Annotated in this window: 13 protein-coding genes; 2 read left to right on the top strand and 11 right to left on the bottom strand. The window is 55.1% G+C overall.

The window, feature by feature from the left end; genetic code table 11:
• Nucleotides 1-51: 51 nt before the first annotated feature.
• Both rfbA and gmhB read right to left on the bottom strand, forming a co-directional pair.
• On the bottom strand, nucleotides 52-948 hold the full coding sequence (rfbA, locus tag ACOCF6_RS23760) for a glucose-1-phosphate thymidylyltransferase RfbA (protein WP_482462979.1): 897 nt from the start codon (nucleotides 946-948) through the stop codon (nucleotides 52-54).
• A 74-nt stretch (nucleotides 949-1,022) separates the two neighbouring features.
• Nucleotides 1,023-1,577, bottom strand: coding sequence for a D-glycero-beta-D-manno-heptose 1,7-bisphosphate 7-phosphatase (gene gmhB / locus ACOCF6_RS23765; protein ID WP_482462981.1), 555 nt, complete (start codon nucleotides 1,575-1,577; stop codon nucleotides 1,023-1,025).
• 179 nt (nucleotides 1,578-1,756) lie between these two features.
• On the opposite strand from gmhB, the gene ACOCF6_RS23770 reads away from it, so the two are divergent.
• The gene (locus tag ACOCF6_RS23770; RefSeq protein ID WP_482462983.1) at nucleotides 1,757-2,809 is read left to right on the top strand and encodes a 3-deoxy-7-phosphoheptulonate synthase; all 1,053 of its coding nucleotides are present in this window, start codon (nucleotides 1,757-1,759) and stop codon (nucleotides 2,807-2,809) included.
• 54 nt (nucleotides 2,810-2,863) lie between these two features.
• On the opposite strand, the gene sppA is transcribed toward ACOCF6_RS23770, so the two are convergent.
• Nucleotides 2,864-3,745 carry a signal peptide peptidase SppA gene (gene sppA, locus ACOCF6_RS23775; protein WP_482462985.1) on the bottom strand — a complete coding sequence of 294 codons (882 nt, stop codon included), beginning with the start codon at nucleotides 3,743-3,745 and terminating at the stop codon, nucleotides 2,864-2,866.
• 64 nt (nucleotides 3,746-3,809) lie between these two features.
• Here sppA and ACOCF6_RS23780 point away from each other — a divergent pair, with 64 nt between their 5' ends.
• Nucleotides 3,810-4,280, top strand: coding sequence for a metallophosphoesterase family protein (locus ACOCF6_RS23780; RefSeq protein ID WP_482462986.1), 471 nt, complete (start codon nucleotides 3,810-3,812; stop codon nucleotides 4,278-4,280).
• A 21-nt stretch (nucleotides 4,281-4,301) separates the two neighbouring features.
• Here ACOCF6_RS23780 and pssA read toward each other — a convergent pair whose 3' ends face one another.
• From pssA to ACOCF6_RS23820, 8 genes are all read right to left on the bottom strand, one after another.
• On the bottom strand, nucleotides 4,302-5,117 hold the full coding sequence (gene pssA / locus ACOCF6_RS23785) for a CDP-diacylglycerol--serine O-phosphatidyltransferase (RefSeq protein ID WP_482463434.1): 816 nt from the start codon (nucleotides 5,115-5,117) through the stop codon (nucleotides 4,302-4,304).
• A 28-nt stretch (nucleotides 5,118-5,145) separates the two neighbouring features.
• Nucleotides 5,146-5,808 carry a phosphatidylserine decarboxylase family protein gene (locus tag ACOCF6_RS23790; protein WP_482463436.1) on the bottom strand — a complete coding sequence of 221 codons (663 nt, stop codon included), beginning with the start codon at nucleotides 5,806-5,808 and terminating at the stop codon, nucleotides 5,146-5,148.
• Nucleotides 5,809-6,024: 216 nt separating this feature from the next.
• The gene (gene ilvC / locus ACOCF6_RS23795) at nucleotides 6,025-7,035 is read right to left on the bottom strand and encodes a ketol-acid reductoisomerase (protein ID WP_482462988.1); all 1,011 of its coding nucleotides are present in this window, start codon (nucleotides 7,033-7,035) and stop codon (nucleotides 6,025-6,027) included.
• Between the two features lie 280 nt (nucleotides 7,036-7,315).
• Entirely contained in the window at nucleotides 7,316-7,807 is a 492-nt protein-coding gene (gene ilvN / locus ACOCF6_RS23800) for an acetolactate synthase small subunit (protein WP_482462990.1), read from the bottom strand.
• 32 nt (nucleotides 7,808-7,839) lie between these two features.
• Nucleotides 7,840-9,540 (bottom strand): biosynthetic-type acetolactate synthase large subunit, encoded by a 1,701-nt coding sequence (ilvB, locus tag ACOCF6_RS23805; RefSeq protein WP_482462992.1) that lies wholly within the window; start codon nucleotides 9,538-9,540, stop codon nucleotides 7,840-7,842.
• Between the two features lie 185 nt (nucleotides 9,541-9,725).
• Entirely contained in the window at nucleotides 9,726-11,387 is a 1,662-nt protein-coding gene (gene ilvD / locus ACOCF6_RS23810; RefSeq protein ID WP_482462994.1) for a dihydroxy-acid dehydratase, read from the bottom strand.
• Between the two features lie 189 nt (nucleotides 11,388-11,576).
• A complete protein-coding gene (locus tag ACOCF6_RS23815; protein ID WP_482462996.1) occupies nucleotides 11,577-15,935 on the bottom strand; it encodes an IPT/TIG domain-containing protein in 4,359 nt (1,452 codons plus the stop codon).
• Between the two features lie 258 nt (nucleotides 15,936-16,193).
• Nucleotides 16,194-17,333 carry a hypothetical protein gene (locus ACOCF6_RS23820; RefSeq protein WP_482462998.1) on the bottom strand — a complete coding sequence of 380 codons (1,140 nt, stop codon included), beginning with the start codon at nucleotides 17,331-17,333 and terminating at the stop codon, nucleotides 16,194-16,196.
• Nucleotides 17,334-17,367: the final 34 nt, after the last annotated feature.

Below are 17,367 nucleotides of genomic sequence, written 5' to 3' on the forward strand. Positions count from 1 at the left end.
ATCCACAGCACGGTAACAGGCGCAAGCCTGCCTGCAGCAAAAAAACGGATGTCATTCAGCTCCACACAACAGGGTTTCATCGTAGACCTGCTGGAGGTACTCACGGTAGGGCGATGTGGGGGTTTCGCCGATGATCTGACGCATATGGGCACAGTCTATAAAGCGGCGCCTCAGGGCTATCTCCTCCAGGCAGGCAATCTTCAATCCCTGGCGGGATTCAATGATCTCAATATAATTGCTGGCCTCCAGCAGACTCTTGTGGGTTCCGGTATCAAGCCATGCAATACCTCGCCCCAGTCGCTCGACCGTTAATTCACCTCGCCGCAGATAGTGTAGGTTGACATCGGTAATTTCCAGTTCTCCGCGAGGCGAGGGAGCGATAGACTGTGCAGTTTTCACCACGTTTTGATCGTACAGGTACAACCCGGGAACGGCATAGTTGGATTTGGGCTGCTTCGGTTTTTCTTCGATACTCAGCACCTTGCCGTCCGCATCAAACTCGACCACGCCGTAGCGTTCCGGGTCATGCACCGGGTATCCGAAGATGCGGGCGCCCCCTTCAAATTCCGCCACAATGCGGTCCAGGTTCATCTTGCCATAGAAGATGTTGTCGCCCAGGATCAGGCAGACCGGTTTGTTATCGATAAACTCCTCACCGACCAGAAAGGCCTGAGCAATTCCCTTCGGTTCTGGCTGGACCTTGTAGCTCAGCTTTATGCCCCAGCGCGAACCATCACCCAGCAAGGCCTGGAAACGAGGGGTATCCAGAGGAGTGGAGATCAGCAGTATATCGCTGATCCCTGCCGCCATCAGAGTCGCCAGTGGATAGTAGATCATCGGCTTGTCATAGACCGGCTGCAGTTGCTTGCTGGCGACCAGCGTCAGAGGATACAACCTGCTTCCGGCGCCTCCTGCCAGGATTATGCCCTTGGTTATAGGTTGTGCCATGGATTTCTTGCTCCTTCCAACGTAGTTACAACAAAATAAATAACTTTACACTCCTGCAGGTTGACTGTCAAACCTCAAACGCGCAATCCCGCAATGCTTCCTGCTGCCGCCAGCAGGTCGTCAAGCACCTCGACCCCTTCAGAAAGTCCGGGCTCCTCCTCACGACCATAGCCGGTCCGAACAAGGATTGTCCTGCACCCGGCCGCGCGGCCCGCTTCTACATCAACCCGCTTGTCACCGATCATGATCGATGACTCAAGATCGATGTCAAAACGGCGGGCCGCCTCCAGCAGCATGCCAGGCTGAGGCTTGCGGCACTTGCAGGGAAGTGCGTAACTTCCACGCCCCGAGGGGTGATGCGGGCAATACAGCCATGCATCAACCCTGGCATTGGCCAGTTCCAGCTGCGAGGCAATGTGACGATGCAGGAGATGCACATCTTCTTCGGTGTAGTAGCCACGAGCGACACCGGACTGATTCGTTACAACAACCACCAGAAAACCGGCCGCATTCAGCATCCGGATAGCTTCCGGCGCACCCGGAATGAATTCAAACTCCTCTGCCAGGTACAGATACTCTTTTTCTACGTTAATCGTGCCATCACGGTCAATAAACACGGCCCGCTTCATATCCGATCCCCCGCCTTGATAATCGTTCAAAAATCACAGAAATATATTTGCAATGTACCAAACATCCTTTTGGCTAAAATTAACATATTGATTTAGTTACGCAAATATCCAGACTTTGATTGACAATAACAGCAATAAACACTATAAATGTCAGATTACTTTACTGGGAGCCTACCTAGATGATCAAGACCAATAACCTCAAAATTTCCGGCATCACCCCAATCATCGCTCCAGCCGACCTGCGTCAGGTTTTTCCGTTATCGGCATTGCGGGCAGAGTTTGTCAACAAAAGCCGTGAGCGGCTCAAAGCGATTCTACACCGTCGGGATCAGCGACTGATGGTGGTTGTCGGCCCCTGCTCCATCCACGACCCGGACGCAGCCGTTGAGTATGCCCGGCGACTGGCAGCCCTGGCACGACGCGTAGATGACCAGCTGTTGCTGGTAATGCGGGTCTATTTTGAGAAGCCGCGAACCACCGTAGGGTGGAAAGGCTTGATCAACGATCCCGACATGGACGGCTCGCACCTGATATCCAAAGGGCTGGGGATTGCCCGGGGCCTGCTCCTGAGAATAACTGAACTGGAAGTACCGGTTGCCAATGAAATGCTTGATCCGATTACACCGGAATACGTAGCCGATATGATCAGCTGGGGAGCTATCGGCGCCCGGACTACCGAGTCCCAGACCCATCGCGAGATGTCCAGCGGATTGTCCTTCCCGGTCGGCTTCAAAAACGGTACGGACGGCAACCTGCAGATCGCCATTGACGCCATGAAGGCCGCCCAGCATCAACACAGCTTCCTGGGCATCAATCGCGAGGGGCGTACCTCGATCATCCAGACTACCGGCAACCCTGATGTACACATCGTTCTGCGGGGAGGGTCGCGAAAAGTCAATTACCATCCGGAAGACATTCTCCACACGGAAGAGAGTCTGCAGAAAAACGGCCTGATTCCGACCATCATGGTTGACTGCAGCCATGGCAATTCCAGCAAGGATTACCTGAAACAGCCCGAGGTGCTGGAAAGTGTTGTGCAGCAGGTCGTAAACGGCAACAGATCCATCTCCGGCGTGATGATCGAAAGCAATCTCGAAGCCGGGAACCAGAAGATCGCCGCGGACCTCAAGCAGCTGAAATACGGGGTATCCATCACTGATGCCTGCATTGACTGGGCCACAACCGAAAACATTCTTCTGGCGGCACACGCCAGACTGCAGAAAAGAAAATAAAGCCCGGGGCTCTGTGTCAGGGTTTGCGGGTTCGCCCCCTACCCTGACATTCCCCTACTGATACATCAACTGCATCCCCCGCCCGGCTTTATTCAATGCCCCATCGAAGCTTTCCTCAACCCCTTCAGTCAGAAAATCCAGATAATTGAGCTTCTTCTTGGGAGGCAGGATCACCTCAGGTTCACCCTTGATGCCGGCCAGCTTTCCGGCCTCTTCAATGGCATCCTGAAATGTGCCCAAACGGTCAACCAGCTTGAGCGCCAGGGCCTGCTCACCCGAGAGCACCCGACCATCGGCGATTCTGCGCACCTCCTCTTCCGGCAGCTTGCGCCCGCTGGCGACCGCTTTGATAAACTGGTTATGGGTACTGTCGATTACCGACTGGAACATGGCCCGGTCCTCTGCAGTCAATGCCCGCACCGGCGACCCTGAATCCTTGTATTTTCCGGTTTTTATGACCGTTGACTTGATGCCGATCTTGTCCATCAAGGCCTCGATATTGGAGAGCTTGATAATAACGCCGATACTTGCGGTTATCGTTCCCGGATTGGCATAGATCAACGTAGCTGGCGCGGAGATGTAGTACCCGCCCGATGCTGCCAGGCTCCCCATGGAGACGACAATCTTCTTCTTTGCAGCAAACCGTTTGACCTCTTCGTAGATTTCCTGGGAAGGCGCCACCACGCCACCCGGAGAATCCACCCGCAACACCACAGCCTTGATATCGTCTTTCTTCAAGAAGTGCCGCAACTGGCGGACCGTTTCCCGTGAGTCAAGAATCATCCCCTTGACTTCAATCAAACCGATCCCCGGTTTATCTACGAACTGTCGTTCTCCATCAGACAGCAAAGCTTTAACAATGAAGACGCAGCCGACAAAGAGCAGGGTGATGAAAACCACAATCACCGCAGCTGTCAGTAGTATTTTTTTTGTCATGGTTCAATGCCCCGGAGTGCCTTTTGTATTTTCATTAAAAACCGGTTTCTGCTAGACTTACTTCATGCGCATTCTTGTCATTTCAGATACCCATGGCAATTTCCCCCTGGCGTTCAAGTCCTGCACACTGGCGGAACCTTTCGACGTGCTGATCCACCTGGGGGACGGCGCTGAAGATGCAGCTCTCCTTGAGGATGCCCTGGAGGTGCGCGTCATTCATATTGCCGGAAATTGCGACCTCGGGTCCACCTCGCCACGAGAACTGCTTTGGGAGTTTGAAGGGAAAAGGTTGCTGCTGGTCCACGGGGATGCCTACGGGGTCAAATACGGGTTGGCCAGACTTGATAAGCGTGCCCGGGAGGTCGGTGCTGATGCCGTACTGTTCGGCCATACCCACCGTGCGACAATCACCAACCTGTCAGGGATCCTGGCCGTAAACCCCGGCACCATGATGCTCGCAGCGCAGCGTGCATCCTACGCAACACTGGAAATCACTCAACAAGGCATTACTGCAGATCTGTTTGACATCCACTGATCATACTCAGCTTCTGCAACGTCAAGGCTCCCCATCACGCAGAACCGCTTCGTGCCCCTTATGGACGGCTTTTTCAAGGCGACGGCGGCGCGGCCATGTCAGAATGAATCCAACCGGACCGGAGAGTACATATACCAGCATAATAGAAAAAGTCATTACAACCGGTTTCAGTACGACAACAATCAGCAACACAACCGCCAGGAGCAGGAATCCAAAGGGTTGCCGCCTGATCAGTGCCGGATCCTTAAAGGAATAGTAACGAAAGTTGGAAACCATCAGAAAGGCCAGCAGATAAATCAGGGTTATGATTGCCACACGTTTGAACATGAACGGGGCCTGAAAAAGGTCCTGCGGCAATCGGTTCAGGTGTTGTAAAAACAGCACGGTGGAGGCGACCATGCATGCTGCCGCCGGTATGGGCAGTCCTACAAAACGCTTGCTTTCAACCGTATTGACCTGCACGTTGAAACGCGCCAATCTCAGCGCTCCACAAGCCACAAACAAAAACGCAGCCACCCAGCCGAGTTCATGATAGGGAGTGAGAGCCCAGGAATAGGCCAACAGTGCGGGGGTCACACCAAAGGCAACAACATCGGCCAGTGAATCGTATTCCACACCGAATTTGCTGGTAGTGCCGGTCATGCGGGCAACCTTGCCATCCAGACCGTCACACACAGCCGAAACGAAGATCATTATGGCAGCCGTGCGGAAATCCTTATTGAGTATGGACACAAGACTATAAAAACCGGCAAACAGGCTGGCAGTGGTCACCAGGTTGGGAAGTATATAGATTCCCCGCTTGATGCTTTCGGTTTTTTCAACCCGCTGCTCTTGCATTTCAGTGTCCATATGAGTGCCTCTCCGCTTACTCGATGCGTCCCAATACCGTCTCGCCGGCTACAGTGATATCGCCCAGCTTGACCAACGGCTCAACATCTGCAGGCAGGTAGACATCTACCCGCGAACCGAAACGAATCAACCCGTAGCGTGTACCACGCACCAGAACATCACCCACTTTCGGATAGCAAATGATCCGCCGTGCAATCAGCCCGGCAATCTGTACAAAAGCAATCCGTATGCCGGATACTGTCTCCAGCACGACACCGTTACGTTCATTTTCACTGGAAGCCCGGCCATCCCTGGCGTCAAGAAACCTACCGGGATGATAGGCAATGTTAACCACCCTGCCATCGAGCGGGGCACGGTTGACATGCACATTAAAGACCGACATGAAAATACTGATCTTGAGTGCTTCCGTCCCCAGGGGTGTTTCAGACACGCGTTCGACAACGATGACCGTACCATCAGCCGGGGCAACAACCGTCTTATCATCGCCAGGCGGCGTACGCTCAGGATTACGGAAAAAGGATATGACAAACAGGGTCAGAAGAAAAGAAATTGCAGCCGGTACAGCCAAGACAACAGAAAGCAGCTTCCAGGCGGAAAGAGTCAGTAGTGCGGTCAGGATGACTGAATATGCGATGAAGGGATATCCTTCTCTGGCGATGATACCGTTGTTGTTCATTATCCCTGCCTGGCCCTGATATACAGGATTGGTGCGTTAATGAATTGTTTTCTGCTTGCCCCGATGCTCAGAATAAGTACGTTCACGAACTTTTTCTGATAACCGTAGAAAGAGTTCTAACGTACTAAAAGCCTCAGAAAACAATTCTAACTTACTAAATGCACAGACACCCCTTTCCCGCAAGGGCAAAGGGGTGTCGTGATGAGCACTGACTATCGGTTAGTTTTTGGTTTTATCAACAATTTTCTGGATCCAGGGCATCATACTCCGCAACTGAGCACCGACCACCTCGATCGGGTGGGCTGCATTGAGACGACGACGTGCCGTCATCTCCGGGTAGTTCGTCGCCCCTTCGAGAATGAACTGCTTGGCATAATTGCCATTCTGGATATTGTCCAGACACTCCTTCATGGCCGCACGGCTCTGGTCGTTGATGACCTTCGGGCCGGTGACATATTCGCCATACTCCGCATTGTTGGAGATGGAGTAGTTCATATTGGCGATGCCGCCTTCATACATCAGGTCTACAATCAGCTTAAGTTCATGCAGACACTCGAAATAGGCCATTTCAGGGGCATAGCCGCCTGCGACCAAAGTCTCGAAACCGGCCTTCACCAGCTCCACCGCACCGCCGCAGAGCACGGCCTGCTCGCCGAACAGGTCGGTTTCGGTTTCGTCCTTGAAGGTGGTCTCAATAATGCCGGTACGGCCGCCGCCAATAGCGCTGGCATAGGAGAGAGCCAATTCGCGGGCCTTGCCGGAAGCATTCTGGAAAACCGCGATCAGGTCGGGAATCCCGCCGCCTTTCACAAACTCGGATCGGACCGTATGACCGGGCGCCTTGGGGGCGATCATGATGACATCGAGGTCGGCGCGCGGCACAACCTGGTTGTAATGGATGGCAAAGCCATGGGCAAAGGCCAGGGCTGCACCCTGTTTGAGCTTCGGTGCGATCTCGTCGCGATAGAGGGTCGACTGGAACTCATCCGGAGTCAGGATCATCACCAAATCTGCCGTGGCCACTGCTTCGGCCACGGTTGCCACCTTGAGGCCGGCGTTCGTCGCCTTGACTGCTGAGGTCGAACCTTCACGCAGCGCCACTGTTACATCAACCCCGGAATCCTTGAGGTTGCAGGCATGGGCATGTCCCTGGGAGCCGTAACCGACTATGGTAACTTTTTTCGCTTTTATCAATGCGAGATCACAATCACGATCGTAATATACATTCATCTGTTCTATTCCTCCATTATAAGTATCCGGCAAACCGGTCAAACTGTTAGTAAGTTAGAAATATATCCTGAGGCTGTTGCCAGAAATATATTCGTCAAGACACGTTATCCTTTTTATCTGAACAAGATAAAAAGGAGCTGAAAATACTATATAAACCGTCAGCTGTCAACGTAAATAGCTGTTTCGGCCATGGTCAGGGCAATTGAACGAACTGATTAACAGAAAAGAAAAGCCGCCAGTTTCGTGGCGGCTCTTCCTTGACTTTATCGCAAAGAGCCGCTTATCCCTTCCACCCCTTGGCACCGCGCCCAATGGCAACGGCACCGGTACGAACCAGCTCCTTGAGTCCCAGTGGACGCAGGAGATCGAGGATGGCGTCGATCTTGACCGGATTGCCGGTCGCCTCAATGGTGTAGGACTTGGGTGTTACATCGATAATCTTGGCCCGGAAGATATCCACGATCCGCAGCACCTCCGCGCGGCTCTCGTCCTCGGCCGTAACCTTGACCAGGGCCATTTCACGCTCAATGCCGCTGCCGTCGGTAAAATCGATGACCTTGATGACGTCGATCAGCTTGTTGAGCTGCTTGTTGATCTGCTCCAGGATCTGCTCATCGCCGCGCGTGACGATGGTCATGCGCGACATGCCTTCTTCATTGGTCGGGGCAACAGTCACAGAATCGATATTGAAACCACGCCCCGAAAACAGGCCGGCCACGCGCGACAGCACACCGAATTCATTTTCCACCAGTACTGATATTGTATGTTGCATGGAAGAACCCTCCAGAATTTCTTAAAAATCGATTATGCGTTCAATACCATCTCGTTCAGTGCCGCCCCGGCCGGAACCATCGGCAGCACCTTTTCCTCGCGGGCGATCTTGAACTCCATGATCACCGGGCCTTTTTCCTTGAAGCCCTGCTTGATGATCTTATCCACCTCAGACGGCTTGGCAGTACTGAAGCCTTTGGCTCCGTAGGCATCAGCCAGCTTGACGAAGTCGATCGGCAGCTCCATGCAGGTGCTGGAATAGCGCTTGTCAAAGAACAACTCCTGCCACTGACGAACCATACCAAGGAAATTGTTGTTGAGGATGACAATCTTCACCGGAAGTTTGTTCTGCACCAGGGTGGCCAGTTCCTGAATGTTCATCTGGACCCCGCCGTCACCGCAGATCGTGATCACCTGGCGTCCGGGAAATGCCGCCTGGGCGCCCATGGCAGCAGGAAGGCCGTACCCCATGGTTCCAAGACCGCCGGACGTCAGCAGGGTACGAGGCTTATTGAACTGAAAGAACTGGGCCGTCCACATCTGGTGCTGGCCGACATCGGTCGAGATGATTGCGTCAGCGTCGGACAGTTCACGCAGTTTCTGGATGACAAACTGGGGCTTGATGATCGTGGTGCTGTTCTTGTATCCGATCGGGTGTTTTACCTTCCAGCCGGCAATATCATCATGCCAGGTGGCGAGTGCGGTCTTGAATTCCGTCACTTTCTCCTTGAGCTTGTCCGCCTGCTTGATCATCTTGGTCAGGACGTCCCGGACATCACCAACGATCGGCAGATCAACCCGGACGTTTTTCTTGATGGAGGTAGGGTCGACATCAACATGAATGATCTTGGCATGGGGTGCAAAGGTGGTCAGTTTGCCGGTCACCCGGTCATCGAAGCGTGCCCCGATGGCGATGATCAGATCCGAGTTGGTCATGGCCATATTGGCGCAATAGGAGCCGTGCATCCCCAGCATGCCCAGCGAATTCGGGTCATTTTCGGGGAAGGAACCCAGTCCCATCAGGGTGGTTGTAACCGGGATCGTCAGCTTTCGGCAGAGAGCAGTTAATTCTTCGGCTGCGTTCCCCAGCACGGCCCCGCCCCCCACATACATGACCGGCCGGTGTGATGCCAGCATCATGTCCATGGCCTTTTCTACCTGGCGCGGGTGACCGGTGATGTTCGGCTTGTAGCTGCGGATATCAACCGTTTCGGGATAAACGAATTCGGTCTGGGCGATCTGCACATCCTTGGGCAGGTCCACCAGCACGGGTCCGGGACGGCCGGTCCGGGCGATATAAAAGGCCTTCTTCATGATCAGGGCCAGATCCTTGACATCCCTGACCAGGAAGCTGTGTTTGGTACAGGGACGGGTAATGCCAATGATATCGACCTCCTGAAAGGCATCGTTGCCGATCAGGGGGGTTGGCACCTGGCCGGTGATGATCACCATCGGAATCGAGTCCATATAGGCGGTAGCGATCCCGGTCACCGTGTTGGTCGCACCCGGCCCTGAGGTAGCAAGGCAGACCCCTACCCTGCCGGTGGCACGGGCATAACCGTCTGCGGCATGTGTGCCGGCCTGTTCGTGGCGCGGCAGGATATGGCGAATCTCCTTGAAACTGAAGAGTTCGTCATAGATATTGATAACTGTGCCTCCCGGATAGCCGAAGATCGTATCGACCCCCTCTTTCTTGAGACATTCCAGCATGATTCGTGCACCGTTCATTTTCATGGTGATACCTCGTATTGTTTAGTTCAATTTGTAACAATCTGTTTACCGCAGAGTACGCGGAGGGTCGCAGAGAAAATCAATACCTATAAAAACACATAACTCGCTCTTCCAGTCTTGCAGACTAATTGATGCAAGCATCTGTTTTTCAGGGTTTCCTCTGCGTCCTCTGCGGTGAATTAAAACATCTAGTCCGCCGTCGTAACCGCTCCCGTATGGGCCGACGTTACCGCCTTGGCATAGCGTGCCAGCCAGCCGGTCTTGATCTTCGGTTCCGGCGCACACCACTTTGCCCGGCGTACAGCCAGGGTGGCTTCGTCCACCAGCAGTTCCAGCTTGCGGGCCGGAATATCAAGCAGGATCCGGTCGCCCTCTTCCACCAGAGCAATCGGACCGCCTTCGGCCGCCTCGGGAGAGATATGTCCGATGCAGGGACCACGGGTGCCGCCGGAAAAACGGCCGTCGGTAATCAGGGCCACCGAATCGCCCAGACCCATGCCCATGATGGCGGCAGTCGGCGCCAGCATCTCGCGCATCCCGGGACCGCCCTTGGGGCCTTCGTAGCGGATCACGACCACATCACCGGAGGTGATCTTTCCCTCCATAATAGCGGCCATGGCCAACTCTTCGGCATCAAAGCAGCGGGCCGTGCCTTCGAACTGCATCATGGCCGCCGATACGCCCGATTGCTTGACGACGGCCCCTTTGGGAGCGATATTTCCGGACAGGATGGCGATGCCACCTTCCTTCTTTATCGGGTTCCCAAGCGGGCGGATAACCTCCTCATCTACATTCTGTATGCTTTCAGCCAGCTGATGCGTCGTCAGGCCGAACAGTGTCTGTGTATCCTTGATCTTGCTTCCCAGCTGTTTGTATACCCCGGCAACACCTCCGGCGATATCCAGGTCTTCCATGAAGTGCTCTCCGGCCGGATTCATGGAGGCCAACTGAGGCGTATCCTTGCCGAGTTCATCAAACAGTTCCAGCGGCAGCTCCACTTCGGCCTCGCGGGCAATTGCCAGCAGGTGCAGCACCGTATTGGACGAGCCTCCCAGGGCCAGGTCAACCCGAATGGCATTCTCGAAAGCGGCCCGGGTCATGATGTCGCGCGGCTTGACGTCATTGTGCACCAGCTCGACAATTTTTTCTCCGGAGGCAAAGGCAATGCGGCGCTTGAGTGCCGAAACCGCCAGGGCGGTGCCGCAGCGCGGCAGACTCATGCCCATGGTCTCTGTCAGGATCGCCATGGTATTGGCGGTAAACAGTCCCTGGCAGGACCCCATACCGGGACAGGCGTTATCTTCACAGACCTGCAGTTCCTTGTCACTGATCACGCCGGCCTTGTAGCGGGCCATGGCCTCAAAGGTGTCGGATACGAATGAATACTGGCGACCGGATTGCCCGCGGCCGCTCATCATCGGCCCGGCGGTCACCACGATGCAAGGGATGTTCAATCGTGCGGCGGCCATCAGCATGCCGGGGGTGATCTTGTCGCAGTTGGTCAGAAGCACCAGACCGTCCAGACGATGGGCCTCGGCTACGGATTCAACCATATCGGCGATCAGCTCACGGGTCGGCAGGGAATAGTGCATCCCCTTGTGCCCCATGGCCATGCCGTCGCAGACGCCGGGGATGCCGAAGAAGAAGGCATAGCCGCCGCCGGAATGAACGCCCTTCTCGATGAAGCGTTCCAGGTCGCGCATCCCCACGTGTCCGGGGATCAGGTCGGTAAAGCTGGTGGCCACGCCAATGAAGGGTTTGTCCATCTGGCTCTGGGGTACGCCGGTGCCTTTGAGGAGGGCACGGTGTGGTGTACGTTCCAGGCCTTTTTTGATCATATCGCTGCGCATAAGATTTAATGTCCTTTTGTAAGTTTGTTTCGTGCCGTCAAACAGTTGATTAGCCTGTATCAGGCGGGTTTTGAACGATAATATAGATAATCGGATGTGTCAACCGGAATACACAAATGCTTCACTTGAACAACAGCGGCCCACCAAATTTCTGGCGGGCCGCTGTTGTTTCATCCAACAGAAGTCGTTTTACGGTGCCTTGATCTTCAATCGCTCCACAATCAGCTTGCCGCTCTGTATCTTTAACGGCCCCCGGACAGTCGTCACACCGCTGACCGCAGCATAACCGTTGTCGGCATACCCGCCTTTAATGGTGATGGTCTTGGGAGACAGCAAGCCAAGCGTCACACCTTGTGGTTCCTGGAAGAAATACGTCTGAACCAGGATCGTTTCACCGCTTTCGGCAGCATTATAGGCGTCCTGAATGCTAGCATATGGTGATCCGGCCAGCGACAGCTTGGCCTTGTAATTGAGGTCGAAGGTGCCGGTCACGTTTTTGTTGCCATTCATGGTGATCGTCACCGGATTCAGACCGCCGGTGTAATCGCCGCTCCACCCCGCAAAGACCGACTTCCAGTCCGTGGTGGCGGCGATGGTAACCGGCGTCCCCGCAGACACAACCATATGGCAGGTGCTGCCCTGGTCCCCTTTCAGGCAGTTGATATCGGCAGCCGGTGCCGTGCTGTCGATCTTGTTGCCACCCAGACCGCCGAAATTTACGGCCAATGTGGCAATTAGCGTATCCGTATCCGTGGCGCTGTTGTTGCCGGGGGTGGGGTCAGTCGTCCCCCCGGGCACCGATACCGTGGCCGTGTTCGACAACGTACCCGTTGCCGCAGCACTGAGCGTACCGGTGGCGGTATAGGTTATGCTGGCACCCACAGGCAGATTTATGACGTCGTTGATGTCACCACTGCGTGGGCCTCCATAAGGACCGGTCCAGGTTATGTTGGTCAAGGCGGCGGGAAATGTGTCGGTAACAACTGCTCCGCCAGCATCACTTGGCCCCAAATTGGTCACCGAAATCGTATAGGTCACCGAGCCGCCCGGTGTCGCCGTACTCACACTGTCGGTCACGGTGATGGACAGATCTGCAACGGGGGTCAGCGTATCCACATCTGTGCCGCTGTTGTTGCCGGGAGTGGGGTCCGTCGTCCCCGCCGGCGACGTTACCGTGGCCGTGTTGGACAGCGTACCGGTGGCCGATGCGCTGATGGCCGAGCTGACCGTATAGGTTACGCTGCCTCCGGCGGGCAGGTTCACCGTGTCGTTGATATTGCCGCTGCCGGAGGCGGTGCAGGTTCCACCGCCAACGCCCACACAGGTCCAGGCACCTGTCAGCACAGCCGGTAATGTATCCGCTACTGTTGCGCCGGGCGCGTTGCTGGGACCGGCATTTGATGCGGTGATGGTATAGGTTACGCTGCCGCCAGGCGTCGCGGACGTCACGCCGTCGGTCTTGGTGATCGAAAGATCGGCCATGGCGCTCAGAGTGTCAGTATCCGTAGCAGAGTTGTTGTCCGGGGCCGGGTCGGTCACGCCTGCGGGGCTTGTGACCGTTGCGGTGTTGGACAGCATGCCGGTGGCCGATGCGCTGATGGCCGCGGTTACCGTATAGGTTACGCTACCGCCGGCGGGCAGGTTCACCGTGTCATTGATATTGCCGCTGCCGGCGGCTGTGCAGGTTCCGCCGCCGACGCCCACACAGGTCCAGGTGCCTGTCAGGTCAGCCGGGAATGTATCCGCTACCGTCGCGCCGGGCGCGTTGCTGGGACCGGCGTTAGATGCGGTTATTGTATAGGTCACAGACCCGCCGGGAGTGGCAGTGGTTACGCCGTCAGTCATCGTGATGGCAAGATCGGCCTGGGCCACAATCGTTACCGTAATCGTCCGCGTGGCTGCGGCAATGCCGTCGCTTACCTGGACAGTGAAGCTGTCGCTGCCGCTGTAGCCTGTGGTCGGGGTGTAGGTTATGATGCCGCCGGGGGTGATGTCGGCGCTGCCGGAACTGGCCGTGGCGCTGGAAAAGCTGAGGGTTCCGTGGCTGGGGGCGGCGCTCTGGGACCAGGTCTCGGTCTGGCCAACGTCGCTGTCGCTGACATGGAGCAGGCCCTTGATGTCAGTTGCGGTGGAGTTCTGGTTGACCGTCAGGGTGGTGGTGGCGACGACGAAGGTCGGAGTGACGTTGGCTATATAGGTAAAGCCGCCCGTCAGTGTCCCGGTCTGGGTATCCGGATTGGTCACCACCACATTTTTCGCTCCTGCCGTCCCTGCCGGGGTAGTGGCCGAAATCGAAATAGCGCTGTTCCAGGTTACGCCCGTGGCGGCTGCGCCTCCGATGGTCACGGTCGCGCCGTTCTCGAAACCGGTGCCGGTAATTGTTACCACTGTTCCCCCGGCGGTTGAACCGAAGGTGGGGCTGATGCCGGTTACGGTCGGCGGAGTGAGCGAGGCCACGGCGTACATTAATTTGCGGGGCCGTGCATCAAGGGCATTGGCGAAAGCGATCAACACCTTGCCATCATCCCGGAAGGTGGCGCCTGTAGAATTATAACTGAAGCCGGCGTCTTCCCAGTCGGTTCCGGTATCCGCTGCCGACAGGGAGGAGATTTGCCACGGATTACTTCCCTTCTTGAGCAATGCCTTGAAGACCTTGTCCGCTTGTGAACGTACCGGGATGACCATGTCTCCATTGCCGTTGATCGCCAGTTCAAGAGGAGTGAATCCCTTCTGCCATCCTGCCGTCGAGATCAGCAGCGGCTGCACTACCCATGAGCCGGTCTTGTTCGTGAGGTACATAACCTTTCTGCCGAGCAAGGCATCTTCACCATAAGTAACGTGAAACTTGCCGCCGCTGTCGATGGCACCATAGAGTTTATAGGGAGAATCAGTGCTGCCGGAGAAGATGATCTCGTCGGACGGGGATGCGCCGCTATTAGTCCAGTGGTGGAGATCCCTCACGCTCATGGCAGTCTCGCGGAAGTAGAAGATGTGCTGTTTATTGTTTGAGTCGCTGATGAGCACGTAATCGTGCTTGACCTCGTTGTAGCTATTACTGCCGGGAATTGTGCTCAGGGTCTGGTAGGTCCAGTTGGAGCCGTTCCAGGATGCCAGCTTTATGTACTGTGTATGGGTGTTCGCATCGTTCAAGTCATAGAGAATATGGGAATTGCCGTTTCCGTCCACCGAAATTACAGGAGTATAGGTGTTTTTCCACCCATTGGGATCACTGTTGAACTCAACGTTCTGGAACAACCATGCCCCACCCTGATATTTGGCATGAATGACCCCCCTTGGACTGGAAGTCAAAGAACCGGTCCCGCCCTGGATGGCCAGACGCAGATCGTCAGTACCTATTACCGCTATGGACGAGTAATCACTGATTGAGGTATATCCGGCGGAAGTGGCGTTGAAACTTGTAAGGGTGGACCAGGCAGAACCGTTCCACTTTTCCACCCGCATCTCATACCCGGCGCCGCTGTAACGATGGGCCACGTAACTGTTGCCGCTGTTGTCCCGGGCGGCGTCGGTCCAGGTCCAGAAGTTCTCCGCATTGAGAGTTTGAATATCTCCCCTGGACCAGACGCCGAGGCTTCCGCCCGTAGTCTGGTTAAAGACGTTACCAGCGACGGTGGCAAGGTATTTCTCGTTGCCGCTGGAACCATTGTATTCAAAGACCACGAAGCGGTACTGGGCCGTAGCGGTCAGGCCTGACACAAAGACAGAGCTGCCATTGCCGTTGTAGACGCATTTCCAGCCGTCGCTGTCCGGGTCGGCGGCAAGGCTGAAATCGGAATTGGCCGCATAGGTGGTGCTGTTAACGGGGGATGGCGCGCCGGTGCTTACACCGGCCTTGGCGAAGACCACCCGGGAGCCGCCGTTACCGCTGGTCCAGCCCAGGTTCAACTCGGTGCTGCCGATAGCAACCGTCTGGGCATTAGTCGCTTGGATTGTCGGCGGATTAATGGTCGGATAGACCTCGTTGGCGAGGGTAATAGTGGAGAAATCGATGTTGTAGACCGCGTTGTTCGTGGTGATATCGAAGGAAAGCTGGGAAATATTGGTGAATGCACTCAGGGATGTTAATCCTTCCAGGGTGAATGAGGCCCCTGGAGCCGTGGAGGGGGGATTCACCGTGACGCTTACTGTTGTGGTATCAGCCCTGGTTCCGGTCACCATCAGGTTCGTAATATCTTCCGACGGATTGGAGGGATAGTCATAGATGGTGAACTTCATGCCCGTAAGGTCAAAAGAGGTAAGATTCGTCCCATCGGCCTTGATGATCATGCCGGTGACGGTTTTCGGATCGGGCGCGCTGACATTGTTGTACCAGATGGCGGTTGTGTTGGGAGCCGAGTCGTTTTCAAAGGCCTTACTGACGAGAAAGCGGTTCCCCTGAGGCTTGAATTCACCGACTGCCGCTCCCACGCTGGCAAAATCGTAAGTCGCGGCAGAGGCCTGACCCGCCACAGCAAAAACAGACAGAACGACGAGAACCAGAGTGACGCAGTAGCGGTACCAGTACTTCAGGCTGTTTCGTACTATCATGATTTTCCCCCTTTGCTTGTACCCCGTTGTCAATGTATCCATTAATAAAAAACCATCTACGACGTTATCTTCACCCTCTCCGTGTGGAAATAAGGGGAGGCAGCTTATTACCCATCCGCTTCTTCCCTTTACCCCATCCTCACAGTCGCGTCGTCACATCCAACGCCATGTTTTTCGCGTAATTCTTAACGTTATTCCTCTCTTCTAAGCTGTTGCTATTCCTGTTTGTGCAGTGGTGCAACAATGTGCGTTCTTATGTTATTGACAAGTGAATCCCCATGCCATCTCCGGTCCGTTACTGCCACTATAAGTCGCGGCGCTTCCATCGATCTTGATGCTGATATAACTCCCGGCAGAGATACTTACCGAATGTGTGGTGTCACTGCATTTAGTTACAGAATCGGCAGCTCCGGAGTTAGCTACCGTGCATGTCAATGCTTGCGGGCTCTGAACACCGTTCGTCCCGAGCATAAGTGTCACGATATAACTTCCACTATCGCCGGTTTGCCAGTGATAGAGAGTGATATACAAATTCCTGGCAGTACATGACATCGGGACTACATTCATCATACTGTCGCTGTATATGTTGGGAAGAGATTGGCCATTGGCCGAATAATAGTTCACACCCGTTTTTGCGTTGCTGGTGCCGCCTGAATATACAATGGTCGCAGAGCCTCCGGCAGCAGTACAGCCTTCTGCGTTGCCGGAGGCATCAACACCCAACGGGTACTGCCCCGCAGGGCAGTTAGTGCCATTGGCTGCCAGGGCTGTTGCAGTCATGGCATTTCCACTAAGATTGGCAGTAATGCTGTTGGCGGAGAAGTTGCCGGAGGCGTCGCGCCGTGCAATCGTGTTGGGAGTATTCATGGAAGTGGCATTGTTGGCAGCTACTACACCGGATGCCACGTTTGCAGCACTCTGCCCCCAAACAAAGCTGACAGTGGTCGCAGCCTGAGTCCCGCTGACATCTCCAACAAGACTGCCGCTGAAATTCGTCGCCGCGGCGGCGGTGTTGGCGTTTTCCGCCCTGAATGTGTATCCCGTGCTGGTCAGCGGTATTCTGGGTGTCATCTCACCAGCGCCCCCGGCTGCCACACCGAGAAAATAATTGACATCAAACGGAAGATTCACAGGAACACCTGCCGAACCCAGCAGTACGCTATAGATACCATTGGTGACAACGACCGAATGCGACTCGGTCCAGAGCGCCGCCCCCCCCGAAGCCACATCATAGAGCGAGAAAACCATGGGGATTGTGTCACTGACCGGCGACCCGGCGGTATTGGTCAGGTATCCCTGGTAGTTGATAGTCTGTGGAACCGCGCTAAAGGCACCGGAAACGGTCACATTGAACAGAAAGACAACAATCAGTATGATCCTTTCATATTTTCTAAGCATAAGATTCTCCTTCAATGAAATTTTGGACCGAAAT

The organism is Geobacter psychrophilus (assembly GCF_056821595.1).